Annotated in this window: 17 protein-coding genes; 9 read left to right on the forward strand and 8 right to left on the reverse strand. The window is 44.5% G+C overall.

Features of this window, described 5'->3' with window-relative positions; translation table 11 throughout:
* A partial coding sequence (locus tag Q0785_RS08570) for a citrate/2-methylcitrate synthase (RefSeq protein ID WP_298828560.1) occupies positions 1–380 on the reverse strand: 380 nt, incomplete at its 3' end.
* Between the two features lie 527 nt (positions 381–907).
* On the opposite strand from Q0785_RS08570, the gene Q0785_RS08575 reads away from it, so the two are divergent.
* Positions 908–2203 carry an OFA family MFS transporter gene (locus tag Q0785_RS08575; RefSeq protein WP_223638532.1) on the forward strand — a complete coding sequence of 432 codons (1296 nt, stop codon included), beginning with the start codon at positions 908–910 and terminating at the stop codon, positions 2201–2203.
* A gap of 300 nt (positions 2204–2503) precedes the next feature.
* Here the strand turns inward: Q0785_RS08575 and pgeF are convergent, their stop codons facing one another.
* From pgeF to Q0785_RS08590, 3 genes are all read right to left on the reverse strand, one after another.
* On the reverse strand, positions 2504–3262 hold the full coding sequence (gene pgeF, locus Q0785_RS08580) for a peptidoglycan editing factor PgeF (RefSeq protein ID WP_223638534.1): 759 nt from the start codon (positions 3260–3262) through the stop codon (positions 2504–2506).
* Positions 3263–3396: 134 nt separating this feature from the next.
* The gene (gene ald / locus Q0785_RS08585; RefSeq protein WP_223638543.1) at positions 3397–4527 is read right to left on the reverse strand and encodes an alanine dehydrogenase; all 1131 of its coding nucleotides are present in this window, start codon (positions 4525–4527) and stop codon (positions 3397–3399) included.
* Between the two features lie 120 nt (positions 4528–4647).
* A complete protein-coding gene (locus Q0785_RS08590; RefSeq protein WP_298828574.1) occupies positions 4648–5889 on the reverse strand; it encodes a helix-turn-helix domain-containing protein in 1242 nt (413 codons plus the stop codon).
* Positions 5890–6166: 277 nt separating this feature from the next.
* On the opposite strand from Q0785_RS08590, the gene Q0785_RS08595 reads away from it, so the two are divergent.
* Positions 6167–6628 carry a macro domain-containing protein gene (locus tag Q0785_RS08595; protein WP_317851924.1) on the forward strand — a complete coding sequence of 154 codons (462 nt, stop codon included), beginning with the start codon at positions 6167–6169 and terminating at the stop codon, positions 6626–6628.
* Between the two features lie 94 nt (positions 6629–6722).
* Here the strand turns inward: Q0785_RS08595 and Q0785_RS08600 are convergent, their stop codons facing one another.
* Together Q0785_RS08600 and Q0785_RS08605 are read right to left on the reverse strand one after the other, a co-directional pair.
* Positions 6723–7577 (reverse strand): metallophosphoesterase, encoded by an 855-nt coding sequence (locus Q0785_RS08600; RefSeq protein WP_223638547.1) that lies wholly within the window; start codon positions 7575–7577, stop codon positions 6723–6725.
* Between the two features lie 106 nt (positions 7578–7683).
* Positions 7684–8370 carry a GIY-YIG nuclease family protein gene (locus Q0785_RS08605; protein WP_298828581.1) on the reverse strand — a complete coding sequence of 229 codons (687 nt, stop codon included), beginning with the start codon at positions 8368–8370 and terminating at the stop codon, positions 7684–7686.
* A gap of 548 nt (positions 8371–8918) precedes the next feature.
* On the opposite strand from Q0785_RS08605, the gene Q0785_RS08610 reads away from it, so the two are divergent.
* From Q0785_RS08610 to Q0785_RS08630, 5 genes are all read left to right on the forward strand, one after another.
* Positions 8919–9410: a DUF1648 domain-containing protein gene (locus Q0785_RS08610; protein ID WP_223638551.1), complete on the forward strand. Its 492-nt coding sequence runs from the start codon at positions 8919–8921 to the stop codon at positions 9408–9410.
* 184 nt (positions 9411–9594) lie between these two features.
* Positions 9595–10191 carry a TetR/AcrR family transcriptional regulator gene (locus Q0785_RS08615; RefSeq protein ID WP_223638553.1) on the forward strand — a complete coding sequence of 199 codons (597 nt, stop codon included), beginning with the start codon at positions 9595–9597 and terminating at the stop codon, positions 10189–10191.
* Between the two features lie 357 nt (positions 10192–10548).
* Positions 10549–12021, forward strand: coding sequence for a PTS mannitol transporter subunit IICB (locus Q0785_RS08620; RefSeq protein ID WP_298828589.1), 1473 nt, complete (start codon positions 10549–10551; stop codon positions 12019–12021).
* A gap of 43 nt (positions 12022–12064) precedes the next feature.
* Positions 12065–12502 carry a PTS sugar transporter subunit IIA gene (locus Q0785_RS08625; protein ID WP_223638559.1) on the forward strand — a complete coding sequence of 146 codons (438 nt, stop codon included), beginning with the start codon at positions 12065–12067 and terminating at the stop codon, positions 12500–12502.
* A complete protein-coding gene (locus tag Q0785_RS08630) occupies positions 12503–13651 on the forward strand; it encodes a mannitol-1-phosphate 5-dehydrogenase (RefSeq protein WP_298828595.1) in 1149 nt (382 codons plus the stop codon). It abuts the gene before it with no gap.
* A 366-nt stretch (positions 13652–14017) separates the two neighbouring features.
* Here the strand turns inward: Q0785_RS08630 and Q0785_RS08635 are convergent, their stop codons facing one another.
* A complete protein-coding gene (locus tag Q0785_RS08635; protein WP_223638565.1) occupies positions 14018–14215 on the reverse strand; it encodes a hypothetical protein in 198 nt (65 codons plus the stop codon).
* Between the two features lie 236 nt (positions 14216–14451).
* Entirely contained in the window at positions 14452–15117 is a 666-nt protein-coding gene (locus tag Q0785_RS08640) for a TetR/AcrR family transcriptional regulator (RefSeq protein WP_298828602.1), read from the reverse strand.
* Between the two features lie 172 nt (positions 15118–15289).
* On the opposite strand from Q0785_RS08640, the gene Q0785_RS08645 reads away from it, so the two are divergent.
* Positions 15290–16027, forward strand: a complete 738-nt coding sequence (locus Q0785_RS08645; RefSeq protein ID WP_223638572.1) for an SDR family oxidoreductase — start codon at positions 15290–15292, stop codon at positions 16025–16027.
* Between the two features lie 25 nt (positions 16028–16052).
* A complete protein-coding gene (locus Q0785_RS08650) occupies positions 16053–17525 on the forward strand; it encodes an aldehyde dehydrogenase family protein (protein WP_298828607.1) in 1473 nt (490 codons plus the stop codon).
* Positions 17526–17559 lie beyond the last annotated feature (34 nt).

Below are 17559 nucleotides of genomic sequence, written 5' to 3' on the forward strand. Positions count from 1 at the left end.
ATCTTCGCTTGGATTTTGATGGCTTTGTTGTAATTCGCTTCCGGTTCCATCACTTCCGCCTGTTCGTCGAACAAGCCGAGCATGGAAACCGCTGTGCGAAGAGCCGCCATCGGGTGGACGTTCTTGATGTCGTATGTCTTGAAATGATCCAGTACAGCTTGTGGAACGGCCATGTTGTCCGCCAATTGCTGTTTCAGTTCCGCCAGTTCGTCTGCTTTCGGCAAGCGCTGGTGCCAAAGCAGGTAGATCACTTCTTCAAAGCTTGCGTTAACGGCCAAGTCATCGATATCGTAGCCGACGTATGTAAGTGTGTCATCAATGATCGAGCTGATGGCGGATTGGGTCGCTACTACACCTTCTAAACCTTTAGTTGTTGTCATAAGAAAAATCTCTCCTCAGTAATTTTTTTAAGTTTGGGCTGACCCGATTATGGCGATGCTCTGATTTGCAGGAATAATCAGTTAAGCGTTTTCATTTGAATAATTTCGACATGTTCTACTGGGTCAATACCGCTACTCGGGGTAACTGTGACTATTCTGTGTTATTTATTTACTTTAACTTATCTGCCTGATAAAACAGTTTTAAATGGCTGTGATTGCTTATATATTGTCTAAAGCAGAATAATGGATGTTTGAAAGAGAGTATTTTTACGTTCGAGATGAATTCATAACACAGAAAAACCAGTAAAACAATGGAATTTATTTTTTCTGTAATATTTCGTTATTTCTCAAAATTTTTTTTAGACAATCAAACCTTACAGCCGCAAGGCTTGATAAGCAGGAAAATAAGAGTTTGAAATTACAAATTTAAAAAACGCTCTTGTGTTATTTTGGAATAACATATATTCTCTGTAGAATCGCTTCTCAGCTGATGAAGCAGATAAAAATGGTTTAAAGGAGGACTTTTGATGAGTAAAACAAAAAACAGATGGCTGATTGCTTTGGCAGCCATAGCGATTCAACTTTCGATCGGGGCGGCTTATGCATATAGCGTCTATACAACACCGATCAGCGACGAAATGGGATGGGCACCTAAAGAAATTACATACGCCTTTACGATCATGATGGCACTCGGTGGTATTTCGGCAGCCTTCTTCGGAGGATTTGTGGAAAAGAATGGCCCTCGAAAGTCAGCAATTGTAGCAGCATTACTATTCGGTTTCGGACAAGCCGGCGCAGGATTTGCCGTTCAAATCGATTCGTTGGTATTATTCCTGCTTACATATGGCTTGTTAAGCGGTCTTGGCTTAGGTGTAGGCTATATCGCACCTATCTCTACCCTTGTTAAATGGTTCCCGGACCGCAGAGGATTGGCTACTGGGATGGCAGTAATGGGCTTTGGTGCCGGTGCATTGATCACCGCTCCGGTTGCTGCAAACTTAATGGGATCATTTGGAGTCAGCACTACGTTCTATATCCTAGGAATCAGTTATTTCATACTGATCGTATTGGGTGCATCCTATATTGCCCCACCGCCGAAAGACTGGATGCCAGCTGGTATGCAGCAGGCTATCGATTCCGGTAAAAAAGTAATGAAAAAAGATTTAGCGCAGTTGTCGGCTAGAGAAGCCGTGAAAACACGCCGTTTCTGGATGCTTTGGTCAATGATGCTGATTAATGTCAGTGCCGGCATCATGATCATTTCAGTTGCTTCACCAATGTCGCAGGAGATGATGGGACTTTCAGCAGCTGGTGCTGCTACGTTAGTAGGCATCATGGGAATTTTCAATGGTGGAGGCAGACTAGGATGGGCTGCACTTTCCGATTACATCGGACGCCCAACAATCTTCACGATTTTCTTTGTACTGGAAATCGCAGCTTTCACTATGCTTCCGAACATCACCAATGTACTAATCTTCCAAGCATTGATTTTAATTATTGTCAGCTGTTATGGTGGTGGTTTCTCCAATCTGCCAGCGTATATCGGCGATTTATTTGGAACCAAGCAATTGGGCGCAATTCACGGCTACTTATTGACGACATGGTCACTGGGTGGCATCATCGGACCGGCAATCGTCTCGCAGATCAGAGAGCGGACAGACAGCTATGTGCCAGTGTTCTATGTCTTTATTGTTTTGGCATCTATCGCATTCCTGATTTCTCTGTTGATCCGTTGGGACATTAAGCGGGTTGAGGGGCTGCAGGATCCGAAAAAGGAGAATGTCTCTCCAAAAGGACTTAACTTACAAGAAGGAAATAACTAATAAAATTGATTCTAAAGAATCAATTTTAACTTAAAGAAAAATGAATAATTAGTAGCGTGTTAAAATAAAATTAATTTCACTCAATTACTACAGATGAAACAAAAAAGTCGCATCCAAAAACCTTAATGGGTTTCGGATGCGACTTTTTTATAGTGAAATTTCCAAGGAAACTGAATTCCAGCAGTAGTTATAGAGAGTGGAAGACGAGTCCAGAGTAAAGGAATCAGATGGTGGAGAATTCTCATTTTTTTTTGACTAATAATCCTAGTTCAATCACTCAATTTTCCAACACCCAGATAATCATTTTTTCATTACGAAAATCAAATGTCTGCCACTCTCTCTGTCCTGCCGGTAGGAGAAGCCTTTCGGGCTTGAAAATGTGCAGGTCGGATCAATTGAGATCTGTTCAGTTGGAACACCGGCAAGCTCACATTGCTTTTTTACCGTAGCCTGGTTGTCGATATGGTATTTGTTTGTGGCATTATTAAATTCTATAAATTCGCTGGCATAGCCAAGCAGATCGAACTTCAAGTAGACATCCTGATCGACTTCAAACTGTTGCTGGCTGATGGCTGCTCCAATCTGGATTTCTATATCGGAAGGCTTGCAGTTTTCAACATGGATCAACTGCTGAAGCAACTTAAGCGTAATTTCTTTGACCGTGCCTTGCCAGCCCGAATGGACAACGCCGACCATTCCGGTTTTCCTGTCACGGATGATGACAGGTACACAATCAGCTGCAAAGCTGCACAACACAAGTCCGCTCTCGTAGGTATATAAGGCATCCGTAGCGGGAAAAGCATCCTCCGCATCATATGCACCACGGCCTTTGTCCTTGCTCGACACACGCTGGAAATTGGCGCTGTGGGTCTGTTGCGTACAAATAAAATCGGCGAGCGAAACATCCAGGAGTTCCGCTAACTTCTTTCGGTTCGCCAAGATCGTTTGTGGATTTTCACAGGCATGTAAGGCCATATTGTTGTGTTCAGGTTCCGCGATATCTTTTTCCGTCATTCCGGATAGGAATTGTTCATCATTTACATATATTTTTGCTTTCATTTTCATCACCTTTCCTAAATATAGAACAATAAAAATTGGATGTACAGGGAAGAGGGAGACCGGATTGGAGTTTGGATACAAAAAATAGCCCTGCCGCTGCCAGCAGGCAACGAAGGACTATCTTTCAGGTATTCTTATACCAATGATGCCGGCTTAGCGAGAGCTTCATCGACAGAAACAAAGTCAAACCCAAGGTCTTTGGCGACAGCTTCATACGTAACACTGCCGTTTGCTGTGTTGACACCCAGTTTCAACGCTGGGTTTTCTGCGACTGCTTGTTGAACGCCTTTATTGGCCATCTGAAGTGCATAACCGACTGTGACATTCGTCAAGGCAATCGTTGATGTGCGTGGAACAGCGCCAGGCATATTCGCAACGGCGTAATGAACCACTTCATGTTTTACATAAGTTGGATCATCGTGTGTGCTGATGCGGTCTGTCGTTTCAAAAATTCCGCCTTGGTCGATGGCGATGTCTACAATAACAGAACCCGGGTTCATGGATTGGACCATTTCTTCAGATACCAATTTAGGTGCTTTAGATCCTGGAATCAATACAGCGCCGATAACCAGATCGGATTCTTTGACTGCTTCTGCGATATTGAATGGATTGGAAATCAATGTAGTTACATCAGTTCCAAAAATATCATCCAATTGGCGAAGGCGTTCCGGGCTCAAATCGATGACAGTCACTTGCGCGCCAAGGCCGATCGCCATTTTCGCTGCATTTGTTCCTGCAACACCGCCGCCGATGATTGTCACTTTGCCGCGTTGTACACCCGGTACTCCAGATAATAGGATTCCTTTGCCGCCATAAACTTTTTCAAGGAATTGAGCGCCGACTTGAGCAGCCATTCTTCCAGCTACTTCACTCATTGGCGTCAATAGTGGAAGCGTACGGTTTACTGATACCGTTTCATAGGCAACTGCAGTTACTTTGCTGTCAACCAAAGCTTGTGTTAACGCAGGTTCCGCTGCAAGATGCAGGTAAGTGAATAACAAAAGGTCTTCACGGAAATACTTGTATTCAGAAGCAACGGGCTCTTTAACCTTCATGACCATTTCTGCAGACCAGGCTTCCTGAGCTGTTTCAACCATCTTCGCACCAGTCGCTGTGTAATCAGCGTCTGTAAAGCTGCTTCCAAGACCTGCACCTGCTTCGATGATGACTTGATGTCCGGCTCTTACAAAAGCGTCGACACCAGCTGGAGTGATGGCCACTCGGTTTTCGTTGTTTTTGATTTCTTTTGGAATTCCAATAATCATTTTTCTTCCCCCTATAAAACGAATAGTGTAGATATCCATAAGTATAGCGGGAAGCCTATGATTCTTCATTGTATGAAACAAAGAAAGAAAGCGGTTTCTTTTGTGAAATTTCACAAAAAACTATTTGTTGCCCAGTTTTCGGGCTTTCAAATCCAAGTATATGCCCATTTTTTCATGGACATTGGTCATGCGGATTCCGCCTATTTCCGAAATTCGTTTAATCCGGTAATGAAGCGTATTGGTATGGACAAACAGTTTTTTTGCAGCATCGTTCATATTGCTGTCCTGCTGGATAAAAACTTCCAGTGTTTTCAACAGATTGGACTTGTGCTGGTTATCATAGGCTTCAAGTTTCGCAATGGCTGGATGTTCATAGCGTTCGGCACGCAGATCTTTTTGCAGTTTTTCCATATACCTGAAAATCCCGAGCTGGCGAAAATGGAACACATCCTCCAGTTCCTCCGGAAAAAAATCTTTCATCTTCAACACTTTTTGCGCTTCCTGATAACTCGTCTCTACTTTGACGAAATCGCTGTAACTTGTTCCGGCACTTCCTTTGACGCCAGAGATTGAAAAACGATTGGCCATTTCAGAAATAAAGAATGCAATAAAGTCTTCAAAGGCTTTGTCATCGGATTGTGACGGATGGGGAGAAGCGATGAGGATCAACTCCTCCTCCATGACCACCAAAAAATGATTGGTGATCTTTTGGCTAGTTGTAATTAAATAGGAAATCTGCTCTTCCATTTTTCGTGTAATACTTTGATCGAAACGGAAGGCGAGTACGGTGAACCGATCTGGTTTTTTCAGATTCAACTCATCGAATTTATCATGGATTTCTTCTAAGGTTTTATATTGGCCGGTCAAAAGCTTCCAGAGGAAATCCTGGTAATTTTCTTCTTTCCGCTTGCGGTTCTGATGCAGCTTGGACATTAAGGGGGTAGCAGCGGCAGCGGCATCCTTCAACAAATCCAATTGTGCATCAGTCAATTTCTTGCCGCCTTCAACTACCCAGATATACCCTAGAATTTCATTGTTTTTCCGGATGGCAATCGCGACGCGGTCACGAAGTCCGATGTCTTCAATGTGAGGGATGCGCAAAGCCGAATCCGATTTCATCAATTTGGGGATGACACCTTCTTTCCAAAGGCGATTGATGACTCTTTCGGGCACACGCTGTGAGATGATGGTGCCGATGCGGGCAGAATCGGTATCATCCTCATGGGAGCTATACGCATGCAGCCGATGGTTTGTATCTTCGATCGTAGCTGGGCACAGCAAATTTTCCTGGATGCTGTCGACCAATTCCTTCAGGTCAAAGAATGATTTCTTAAATGGATTTTCATATGGCATTTCGTACATGGAGCAGCTCCTTTGACGGTCTTTTCAACTCACAACCGTATTCATTGATCTCTATACTTCAGTATAACGAAAAACAACATCTTACTCTAGCAGAGTTGGGGAAGCTGAGTGTATTTGTACAGAAAATAACAATTGGTGCTGATGCTTTATATCTTTTTTGGCAGGGTATAGGATAAAAAGAGATGGTTTTTAGAAATGGGGAATACTGGTTGGGCGCAGCTGGCGATAATTTAGTCGGGGTAAGGGTTTTATGGAAGAACTTGAGGGGGTGTATATCATGCCATTGGAAATTGTACGAGAGGATATCACCAATGTGGAGGCGGATGCGATTGTCAATGCCGCAAACTCGGAACTGCAGATGGGCGGTGGGGTCTGCGGCGCCATTTTTCGTGCAGCTGGCGCGGAACAATTGCAGAAAGCCTGTGATGAAATAGGGCATTGCCCTGTAGGAGCCGCGGTTTTTACCGATAGTTTCCAGCTGCCCTCGAAATATATTATCCATACAGTCGGACCGATTTGGCAGGGTGGCTATGAGGGAGAAGAAGAATTATTGCGTTCCTGCTACCGTAATTCATTGGAGTTGGCGAGGTCACTTGATTGCGCATCGATCGCGTTTCCACTGATTTCTTCAGGAATTTATGGCTATCCGAAAGAACAAGCCAAACAAGTTGCTGTTTCAGAAATAGAGAAATTTATACAAGAGCATGAAATGACGGTTTACTTGGTGTTGTTCAATTAATGAACGGATAATTCACATCGAAAAACGGAAAAGATGAAAACAAGCCGCAGCTCCTTTAAGGAGCCGCGGCTTGTTTGGAGAGTTTAGAGCTACATTATTTCTCTACAGAAGTGAGAATTTCTGTGTCAACCAACGGAATGGCATACTTGACATCAGCCGCGGTTCCTAACGGGTAAGGGTTAAGGCGGAAATGATCAATGGCATTTCCAATGGCTTGTGCATGTTCGTGCAGCTGTAAATCAGCAAAAGAAATATAATCGATGGACAGCAGGGAGTCGGAAACCTCAATTAGGCGGACAGCCTGTTCATCCAGCACTGCCGCAAGCTGAAGGAAGGTCCAGTTTTCACGTGCGGCTATGGAATTGAAGTGGTTATGGCCGTTGACGTATAGACCGGTACCTTGTTTTTGGGATAGGATGTCCCACATCGGAATATCGGGATGGATGCAGCGCTTATCTTTGGTGGAGTTTTTGGTGGTGCCGTGGATTGGATGGTGCCCGAATACGATCAGAGGCCGTTTGTCGGTTTCTTTAACCACCGCCGACAGCCAGTCCTGCTGGAGCGGATCCATGGTTCCGCCCCAATCGGCGTAATTTTGTTCCTGTGCAGTATCCAAAAATGCCAGAACAACTGAAGCGGTTGAAACTTGATGGAAACGATGCTGGCGCGTAATGGCCAGTACTTCTTTCCGGGTCATCCCGTAGACATCATGGTTACCAAGAACATGCTTGAATGGCTTGCCGTGTTTCTCGATGATGGAATAGACATCTGCCAGTTCGTCCTTTGTGCCGAAATTAGTCAAATCACCGATCGATACATAAAGGTCTGCTGGAATTGAAAAGAATTCTCTCAGGAAAACCTCGTAAAATCTTTTCCGGTCCCTTTCGATAAAGGAATAGGACTCTTTCAAAGCCGGATAATGCAAGTCACCGATAACCGCAATTTTCATCTGCTGTTCCGCCCCTTTCAATCTTATCTAAATCCAGTATCTCAAAAGATTGTTGAGCTGCTTTTAAGCGGATGTTAAGAATTGTGTTCACCGGACAATAAAAGCATTATTTTGCTTTCAAGATGCCGCTTTCTACAAGATTGTTTAAGGCACCGATATTTTTGAACCGGAAATAACCGCTCAACCTGTTCAAGTCTTTTTGCGTCCAAGCTGTGAAGTCTGTACTCAGCTCATAATCCTGCTCAAGTTTCAGCACCAAGGTTTTGGCAAATTCAATCTGTTTTTGTGTCAGTCGCTTTTCCTCCGCTTTAGCTTTATTGGCGGAAAGTTGTTTGGTGACTTCGGAAGGGGAATTGATGGTTTTTTGGATAGCTTCGGTATAGAATCCTTTTTTTATCCAGGATAGATCTTCCCGTGTCAGGCTGAACCATTCGCCTTCAAGGCGCTTGTCTGAAAAATGCTGGTGAAAGGCGCTTTCCGTTTGATGATGATCTGCAGTTTTAATAAGGAAAATCAATTTGTTTTCAAAAGGGAGTTTGACATTGAAGACATTCATTCGTCTGTCGATTTGCTTGGTTTTGCCTATTTTAAACGAGCCGGTCATGTACTCCTGTACGAAATACACATAGCCGGGAGCTTTCCCTGGCTGTGCAGGAAGTTGGATGATCCGATCAAGTTCCTGTTGATTGGATTCAAAAAGATAAATTTTGTTAGAGTCTATTTTAGGGGATGAGGCTTGCGGGATAGGATTTTCTGGTTGTTTTGCAAACTTACTGAAAAAACTTTTGAACATGAGTGATGCCTCCTAAAGGCCGATTGAAGAATCTGGGCTTTCCATTTATTATAATATAAGTAAGCTGGTTTTAGAGGATGTAAATGTGAAAAATGTAAATTACTTTACTATCCAGGATATGTTTGGAAGACGAGTCTGAAAAGTCTCTTGAATGCATAGTGGAATTACATAGAAAATCTTTGCCTCTTTAAAGTTGTGGCAAGGTGGCTGTGTCTTAAAAAAACACAGCGGGAATTAGGCGTACATCAAAAGTTTAAAGAGAATTTTCAGCTGCGAAGTGGTAGGGAAGCAGAATGGAGTCAACTTTCAATTCGAAACCGATTTCAAAAGTAAAGATATATCAGCAGATCTTTTATTGCTATTCAATTTGCTTTAGACAATCGTATCGTAGTGGAGGGATCCAGTAGAGCTAACTCTTTTTAAAATTATATGGCTTAACTCTATGCGCCTACACATATAACCGTTCTTTTATTGCGTTCTTGAAAGCTTGACACAACTGGGTTTTTCTTTTTTTTTGAAAAAAACAATGAAGAGGGGAGGGGACTTTAGTGAAGAACCAACCGAAAATAGAAATACCAGGTTCAGTTCTTGAGGCATTTCTGAATGCTGTCTCTGTACTGGTCTTTTTAATGATGTTCGTCTATCTGCTATTTCACTATAATGCGTTGCCTGACCAAGTACCGAGCCACTATAACGCTGCAGGTGAACCCGACGGCTGGGGCAGGAAAACGGAGCTATTTCTTCTGCCGATAATCGCAGCAGCATTATGGAGCGGTATGACAGTTCTTGAAAAGTATCCGCATAGTTATAACTACCTAAACCTGACAGAAGAGAATATAGAGGCACAATACAGTAATGGCCGGTTAATGATCAATGTACTGAAAAACGAAATCAGTATCCTTTTCAGTTTCATCACTGTCCAGTCGGTTCGAGTGGCTACGGGTGCTGCAGATGGTCTGGGGAGCTTCTTTATGCCCGTCTTCTTGACAGTAATACTAGTCACAGGTATTTATTTCATCGGACGCATGCTGCGAAATTAGTTTTTCCACATCCAAAGCATACTATACACAGTTGCGCACAGATAAAGTAGGTTATCCACAGTGTCTGAAAGTTGTTAATATTTTGGTAATACAGTCGTATCAACAAAATAAAAGGTGAAAAACCATCCTAACACAGTCGTATTAAAAAGATTGAAAATTATTATTATTCTGATAATATAAAGCTATGCCAAAACTTATCGATTCAAACGAAAGAAAACAGTTAATTGCCGAAGCCACTTGGAAAATCATGCTTGAACATGGGATGGAAGCGGCATCCTCACGGAATATAGCAAAGGAGGCCGGTTTGTCATTGGGTGCATTGCGTTATTATTTTTCATCTCAGGAAGAATTGATGCTTTATGCAGAAGCATTGATTTTTGAACGGCTGACTGATAAAACAAGTGAAATATTCCAGCAAGAACAGACTCCGCTGGAGAAAATCATTGCTGTGTTGATGGTGTTTCTGCCTGCTGCTGATGAGCTGGAGGTTGAAGCCAAGGTCAGGCTGATCTTTAAGCTTCAGGGAGGACATAGCAGGAAGGGATACCGCGAAGGTCAGGATGTAGCCATGCAGGCGATCAAAAACGTTATGTCTAATTTAATCTTACTGAATTTGTTGAAGAAAGAGCTGGACGTTCCGCTTGAAACAAATAGATTGATCAACCTGCTGGACGGGATGGTGTTGGATGCATTGGTCAGGCCCGAGTATTCGGGCAGGGAACAGCAACGGAAAATGATCGTTTATCATTTGCAGGGGATCTGCAAGGAACCGGTCGGCTGATAAAATATGTCAGCGGCGAAGACACCTCTCCTGTCTTCGCCGCTGGCATTTTGTTTTGCATACTTATAAATGATTACTCTTGTGAAAACTGATTATTCAGAAAAAACTAACATTTTTGGCTAGGAATATGCTACCATTTAAATAAAGTCTTAGGGTTTTCCAGCTTGCTATTCTTCCTTCCTATAGAAAGAGGTGAGAACCGATGTGGCAACAGAACATCAGGATAAGCTGAACAGAAGCAGTCATCCAACACCTAACTTCATAGAGCATACGGCATACGAACTTCATCATGTAAGTACAAACCTCATCATTTACCCTGTTATTTTTTGTGACTAATATCAGAAGAGAGGGATTCATATGGCTGAAGGTAAAAATCGTGCACGGATCCAACGTTTCGGAAGTCATTTAAGCGGGATGATCATGCCGAACATCGGCGCGTTCATCGCATGGGGACTTATCACGGCATTATTCATTCCAGATGGATGGCTGCCTTACGAGCCGCTGGCGGCATTGGTCGGTCCGATGATCACGTATCTCCTTCCATTATTGATCGGCTTTACCGGTGGACGGCTCGTCTATGACTTCAGGGGCGGCGTACTGGGTGCGACTGCTACGATGGGCGTTATTGTTGGTGCTGATATTCCCATGTTCCTCGGCGCCATGATCATGGGGCCGTTGGCAGGTTATCTAATGAAGAAAGTGGACCAGCTTTTCCTGGACAAAATACGTGCCGGATTTGAAATGCTCTATAATAATTTCTCAGCTGGCATCTTGGGTGCAATTCTGGCAGGCATCGCGGTACTCGGAGTTGGACCGATTGTTAACTCCCTGACCAATAGCCTGGCAGCAGGAGTTGAGGTCATCGTCAATAACGGGCTTTTGCCTTTGGCGAGCATCATCATTGAGCCTGCCAAGATCCTGTTCCTGAATAATGCGATCAACCACGGGCTGTTGAGTCCGCTTGGAGTTGAACAAGCGGCATCGAATGGCAAGTCGATTTTGTTCCTACTGGAGACCAATCCGGGACCCGGACTCGGGATTTTGCTGGCTTTCAGTATTTTCGGAAAAGGGATATCCAAAAGCTCAGCACCTGGCGCAGCCATTATCCAGTTTCTCGGTGGTATCCATGAAATCTATTTCCCTTACGTTCTAATGAAGCCACTATTGCTGTTGGCTGTCATCGGCGGTGGGATGAGCGGTGTTTTCACCTTTGTCTTGCTGGATGCAGGATTAGTGGCCACACCATCACCGGGCAGTATTTTTGCCCTTCTCGCTTTGACGCCGCAAGGAAACTACGTCGGCGTGGTACTCGGTGTAATTGTTGCCGCAGCCGTCTCGTTCACTATCGCGTCGCTTGTCCTGAAAACCACCAAGGATGTGGAAGAGGACCTGACAGCTGCAACCGGTAAAATGGAGGAAATGAAAGGCAAAAAGAGCACAGCGGCTGGATACTTGGCGCCTCAGGCAGCCCAAGGACCGACAGCCACTTCTGATGGAGATATCCTTCAGGAAGGCGCTGTAGTGACTTCCGACCCTCATATGAAAGAAGCGGATCAGGTGCGTCGTGTCGTCTTCGCCTGTGATGCGGGTATGGGGTCCAGTGCCATGGGCGCTTCCTTGCTGAAAAATAAGTTCAAGAAAGAAAACATTGATATACCGGTCACCAACACCGCCATCAGCCAGTTGCCGGACGATGCAGATATCGTTGTCACCCACAAAGATCTGACGCCGCGTGCAAAAGAAAAATTGCCGCAGGCGGAACATATTTCAGTGGAGAATTTCATGAATAGTCCGGAATACGACAAGCTGGCACAGCGTTTAAAAAAATAAGCACTGATAGGAAATCATAAAAAACAAATCGGGAGTGATGATGATGGCCAAAGCAGTATTGAAAAGGGAAAATATTAAATTGAATGTCCCCATATCTACGATGGAGGAAGGAATTCGGTATACCGGAGGAATCTTGGTTGATAACGGCTATGTGGATGCAGCATATGTCGACAAAATGCTTGAACGGGAAGGCATGGCTTCCACTTTCATGGGGAATAGCCTGGCAATTCCCCATGGCACAGAAGATGCCAAAGCCAACGTCCTGGAAACCGGCATTTCGGTAGTCACTGTACAGGAAGGAGTCGATTTTGGCAGCGGCAATATCGCAAAAATCCTGATCGGCATTGCCGGAAAGAACAATGAGCATCTGGAGATTCTCTCCAATATAGCGATTGTCTGTTCAGAGGAGGAAAATATCGACAAGATCCTCAATGCAACTTCGGAAGATGAAATCATGGATTTGTTCAGTGAGGTGAGCTGAATGCAAGCGGTTCATTTCGGGGCTGGCAATATTGGCAGGGGATTTATCGGAGCATTATTATATGAATCGGGCTATGAAACGATTTTTCTCGATGTCAACGGAGCGGTCATCGATGAGCTTAATACAAAACGCCAATACGATGTGAATTTACTGGGAAAGGAACAATCCGTCCAAACGGTCAAAAATGTCCGGGGCATCAATAGCCAGACGATGCTCGATCAAGCAGCGGAAGCCATCAGCAAGTCAGATCTGGTAACGGCTGCCGTGGGACCGAACGTGCTGTCAGCCATTTCCGGGTTGATTGCCGAGGGATTGAAGATTCGGTTACAGACCGATCCGGAACCATTGAATATTATAGCCTGTGAAAATATGATCAACGGAAGCTCTGCCTTAAAAGAACATGTCTATAAGCATTTAAGTGAATCGGAAAAAAAGCAGGCGGATAAACTATTCGGCTTCCCGAACGCTGCGGTCGACAGGATTGTGCCTGACCAGTCCAATGAAAACGTGCTGGATGTTTCGGTTGAACCTTATTTTGAATGGGTGGTGGAGCGGCCAGCTGTCAAAGGCAGCGTCCCTGATATTAAAGGCATCACCTATGTAGACCAATTGACCCCTTATATAGAAAGAAAATTGTTCACCGTCAATACCGGTCATGCAGTTCCTGCCTATTTTGGCCGCTACAAAGGCCACCAGACGATTTTCGAAGCGATGCAGGATCGCGAAGTGGAGAAACTGCTTCAACAGACGCTGGCAGAAACAGGCGAAGTAGTAATCCGTGAACACGGCTTTGACCGTAGTGAACATGAGGCGTATACCCAAAAAATCATTGAACGCTTCCGCAATCCGCATATATCTGATCATGTTACGCGTGTAGGCAGAGGGCCGATCCGCAAGCTGGGCAAAAAAGACCGGTTGCTGCGGCCGGCGGTCCTTTATCAGCAATCCACCGGCAAAGAACCGGATGGCCTTGCCACAGTAATTGCGGCCGCTTTGCTATACCGCAGTGAAGAAGATGCAGAAGCAGTAAAACTAAGTGGAATGATTGCTGAAAAAGGTTATGAAGCGGCATTTCGGGAAGTTTCGGGAGTGGCGGAAGGCGACCCTTTAGTGTCCGTAGTGATGAAGAAACTGGAGTTAATGAGATAAAGAAAAGACAGCCTTGGTTTTCACCAGAGATCTCCCTTTTGTCTGTAATCCGCATATTCGCTGCCGAGGCAGCATCTCGAAGTGTGTATAAGCGAAATATATTTTAAAGAATTTTGATTTGTTAATAGTTTATTCACATTTGTTCTGTATACTGAGACTATGAAAAAGTCTTGGAGGTTGATGAAGATGAGCGGAACCTTATTTTATGTGAATCCCAAACCGAAAACAGCCCGTGAGATTGTTGAAAGCTTGAAAATCCGTGGAATTAAAGCGGAATTGTGTAAAAAAGCGGCCTGTTTGTAAGAAGTTCAAAAAAATCTCCAATGCCTGTATGGCATTGGAGATTTTTAGTTGGACTGGAAAATTTCAATAACTAAGCGCTTTTTCATACATCCATCTTTTTAAATTGCCGATTGAATTAAAAGAGATGGCTTCTCCTGTCCCCTTATGTTCCGCTTTCACGATGACGTCAAATTCATTGGGAGTGAATGACCAGCCATCTTCCACTAAAGCGCGCGCCATCTTCACAATCATGCTCGAGCCTTTTATTGAGTCTAAGTTCATTTTAACCATCTCCTTTTCTCGGTAGTTGCTTTTCATTATATTCTATTTGTCAGAATTTTAAAACTTTTATTCTCGAGATAAATGATGAAATAGGTTGATATGTGTTTTATTCTATTCCCAGCGTTTTAAAAATCCAAACTTTACTTTTTGGTTTTAATTAAAAGAAGAAAGGCTTTGTCACAGAATTGTGACAAAGCCTTTCTTACGGAGAGAATACAATCAGTTTTGTGCAAACCCTATTTTTCTTTAGTCAACTGGCTGACGATGACCTCGACGACTTTGTCGATATAGGGGTCTTTGCTGGTTTTCAGTAAGGCAGGCGCAAATGTGCGGTACTTCATAATTTTATAGTAGCCGTACATACTGTCTTCCAAGTTTATGTTTTCATCTTCCAAAAATGAAGAGTTCAGTATTTTCCGCAGAGCGGCGTCGTCCTGAGCAATGATCAAAGAAGGATTAAGAAGATTGAAATCCCCATCGATCATGCCGTTTTCGTAAAAAGTATGAAGTGTTGAAATCCGTTCGTTTGCGAGCTTCAGCTTGCGTTCATATAAGGAAGGAAGAGTTATTTTCAATTCATTCAAGTAGATTTCAGAGGCGTAGACAGCGGAAAAGGCAGCCTGTTCAAAAACAGTAGGAAATCTCTGGTTATAGGCAAAACGTGGGTTATTGATGAAAGCATTGGTGTTTGTCAGGTAATCAATATAGATTTCGGTGACTTCCAGGATGATGTCTTCTTTTGATGCGAAAAAGTTATATAAGGAAGCCCGGCTGATTCCCATCAAACGTGCCAAATCCTGAATTGTTAAGGTGATGAAGCCTTTTGTCCGAACAGTCTCCATAATTTTCTCGGCATAGGACCGCCGCATTATCCGCCGCTCCTCCGGAGAGATTTTCCGCATACAAACACCCCCATCTTGTGAAAATTATAACACAGGAATCGGATCGAGACGGTCTATTTTTCAGGGTAATTTGTTTAGTTTGGCGGAGGAATCGGGTAAAGGATTAGGGTGCAATAATAATAGACTGATTTAAACTGAAATGTCTAAAGTCAAGAAATGGAGATGAACAGATATGACAATAGATAAAACCGCAATCGTGACAGGAGCAAGCAGTGGAATAGGGCAGGCTACCGCAAGGGAATTGGCTGCCAAGGGATATCATGTCCTGCTCGCTGCACGGCGCGAAGACCGACTGGTGGAACTGAAAAAGGAAATTGAACGTGATGGCGGATCAGCGGATTATAAAGTGACCGATGTGACTTCGGCTGATGAGATGAAAGCTTTAGTGGAAGCCGGTTTGGAGAAAACCGGTAAAATCGACGTGCTGGTGAATAACGCCGGACTTATGCCGCTATCATTTATGAATAAATTGAAAGTCGACGAATGGGATAGAATGGTCGATGTCAATATCAAAGGTGTCCTTTATGGGATTGCCGCAGTATTGCCGGTTATGGAGAAACAAAAATTTGGACATATCCTCAATGTCTCTTCAGTGGCAGGACATAGCGTTTCCAAAGGCAGTGCCGTATACAGCGGTACCAAATTCGCTGTTCGTGCCATTTCAGAGGGACTGCGCCAGGAAATCGACCCATCACATGAAATTCGCGTGACGATTGTTTCACCGGGTGCGGTGGAAACAGAATTGACCAGTACGATTACGGACGAAGATGTTTTGACTGCCTTTAAACAAGGCGGAGAGATGAAGATGCTTCAAGCACAGGATATTGCTAATGCAATCGCCTATGCGGTGGAACAGCCGGCACATGTCGATGTCAACGAAATCCTGATCCGCCCTAGACAACAGCCGTAAACTTTAGAGAATGGAGACGATCCAAATGAAAACCGATTTTTCGAAGATTTATATAAATGGTGAATGGACTACCGGCTCAAGCGACAGCCAAATGAAAAACACCAATCCGTTCACTGGAGAAGAACTGGTGACAACTCAAGCCGCTGATAAGAATGACTTGGATGCTGCTTATAAAGCTGCAGCTGAAGCGCAGGTGGCATGGTCGAAAGAATTGCCTCAGACCAAGCGGGCAGTCATCGAGAAAGCGTTGGAAGTGATGCAGGAAAACAAAGAGCTGATTATCGAATGGCTTGTTAAAGAAGCCGGCAGTACCGTCATTAAAGCGACTGTCGAGTTCGGAGCTTCAATCAATATCCTGAAGGAAGCGGCGACTTTCCCGTACCGCATGGAAGGCAAAATCCTTCCTTCCCAGCAAGCAGGCAAGGAAAACCGGGTATACCGCAATTCCTTAGGTGTCATCGGCATCATCAGCCCGTGGAATTTCCCCTTGCATTTGGCGATCCGTTCCATTGCGCCGGCACTCGCAACCGGCAACGCCGTAGTCATCAAACCGGCAACAGACACTCCGGTAACCGGTGGTTTGCTGTTTGCCAGCATTTTTGAAGCAGCTGGATTACCGAAAGGGCTGCTAAATGTGGTGGTCGGACGCGGTTCAGAAATTGGCGATGACATTGTCACACATCCGACGCCGCGGCTTATTTCCTTTACTGGTTCAACGCCCGTCGGAAAACGCATCGGTGAACTTGCCGGTGGTGCATTGAAGAAAACGGCGTTGGAACTCGGTGGAAATAATAACTTCATCGTCTTGGGGGATGCTGATGTGGACCAGGCTGTGGATTCCGCCTTATTCGGCAAATTCTATCATCAAGGCCAGATCTGTATGGCCATCAATCGTATTTTTGTCCACCAGGATATTTACGATGAATTCGCAGAGCAGTTTATTGCCCGCGCCGGAAAGTTGAAGTTCGGCAATCCGGCAGAGCAGGATACTCAAGTCGGGCCACTCATCAACCGTGAACAGGTGGACCGGATCCTGAAAGACATTGAAGCGAGCGTCGAACAGGGTGCAAAAGTACAGCTTGGCGGCAATGCTGACGGCAATGTACTGGAGCCGACTGTGCTGACAGGCGTGACGAACGACATGCCACTTGCAGAAAATGAAATATTTGGCCCCGTAGCGATTTTGATCCCTTTCAACAGCGACGAAGAAGTGGTTGAAATGGCGAATGCCTACCCGTTTGGACTCAGTGGAGCGGTTCATTCCGCAAACATCGAGCACGGTACGAATATTGCTCATCAGATCCATACCGGCATGATCCACGTAAACGACCAGCCGGTCAATGATGAAGCGCATATGCCGTTCGGCGGAGAAAAAGATTCAGGACTTGGCCGCTTTAACGGCGAATGGGTGCTTGAAGAGTTCACTACCTTAAAATGGTTATCGGTTCAGCATCAGCGCCGTGAATACGGGCCATTTGTCAATAACACAAAAAACTAAACAGATCATGCGACGGCAATCTCGAAAAAGGGAT

The sequence above is a fragment of the uncultured Planococcus sp. genome (genome assembly GCF_947501725.1).
Lineage (GTDB): Bacteria > Bacillota > Bacilli > Bacillales_A > Planococcaceae > Planococcus > Planococcus donghaensis_C.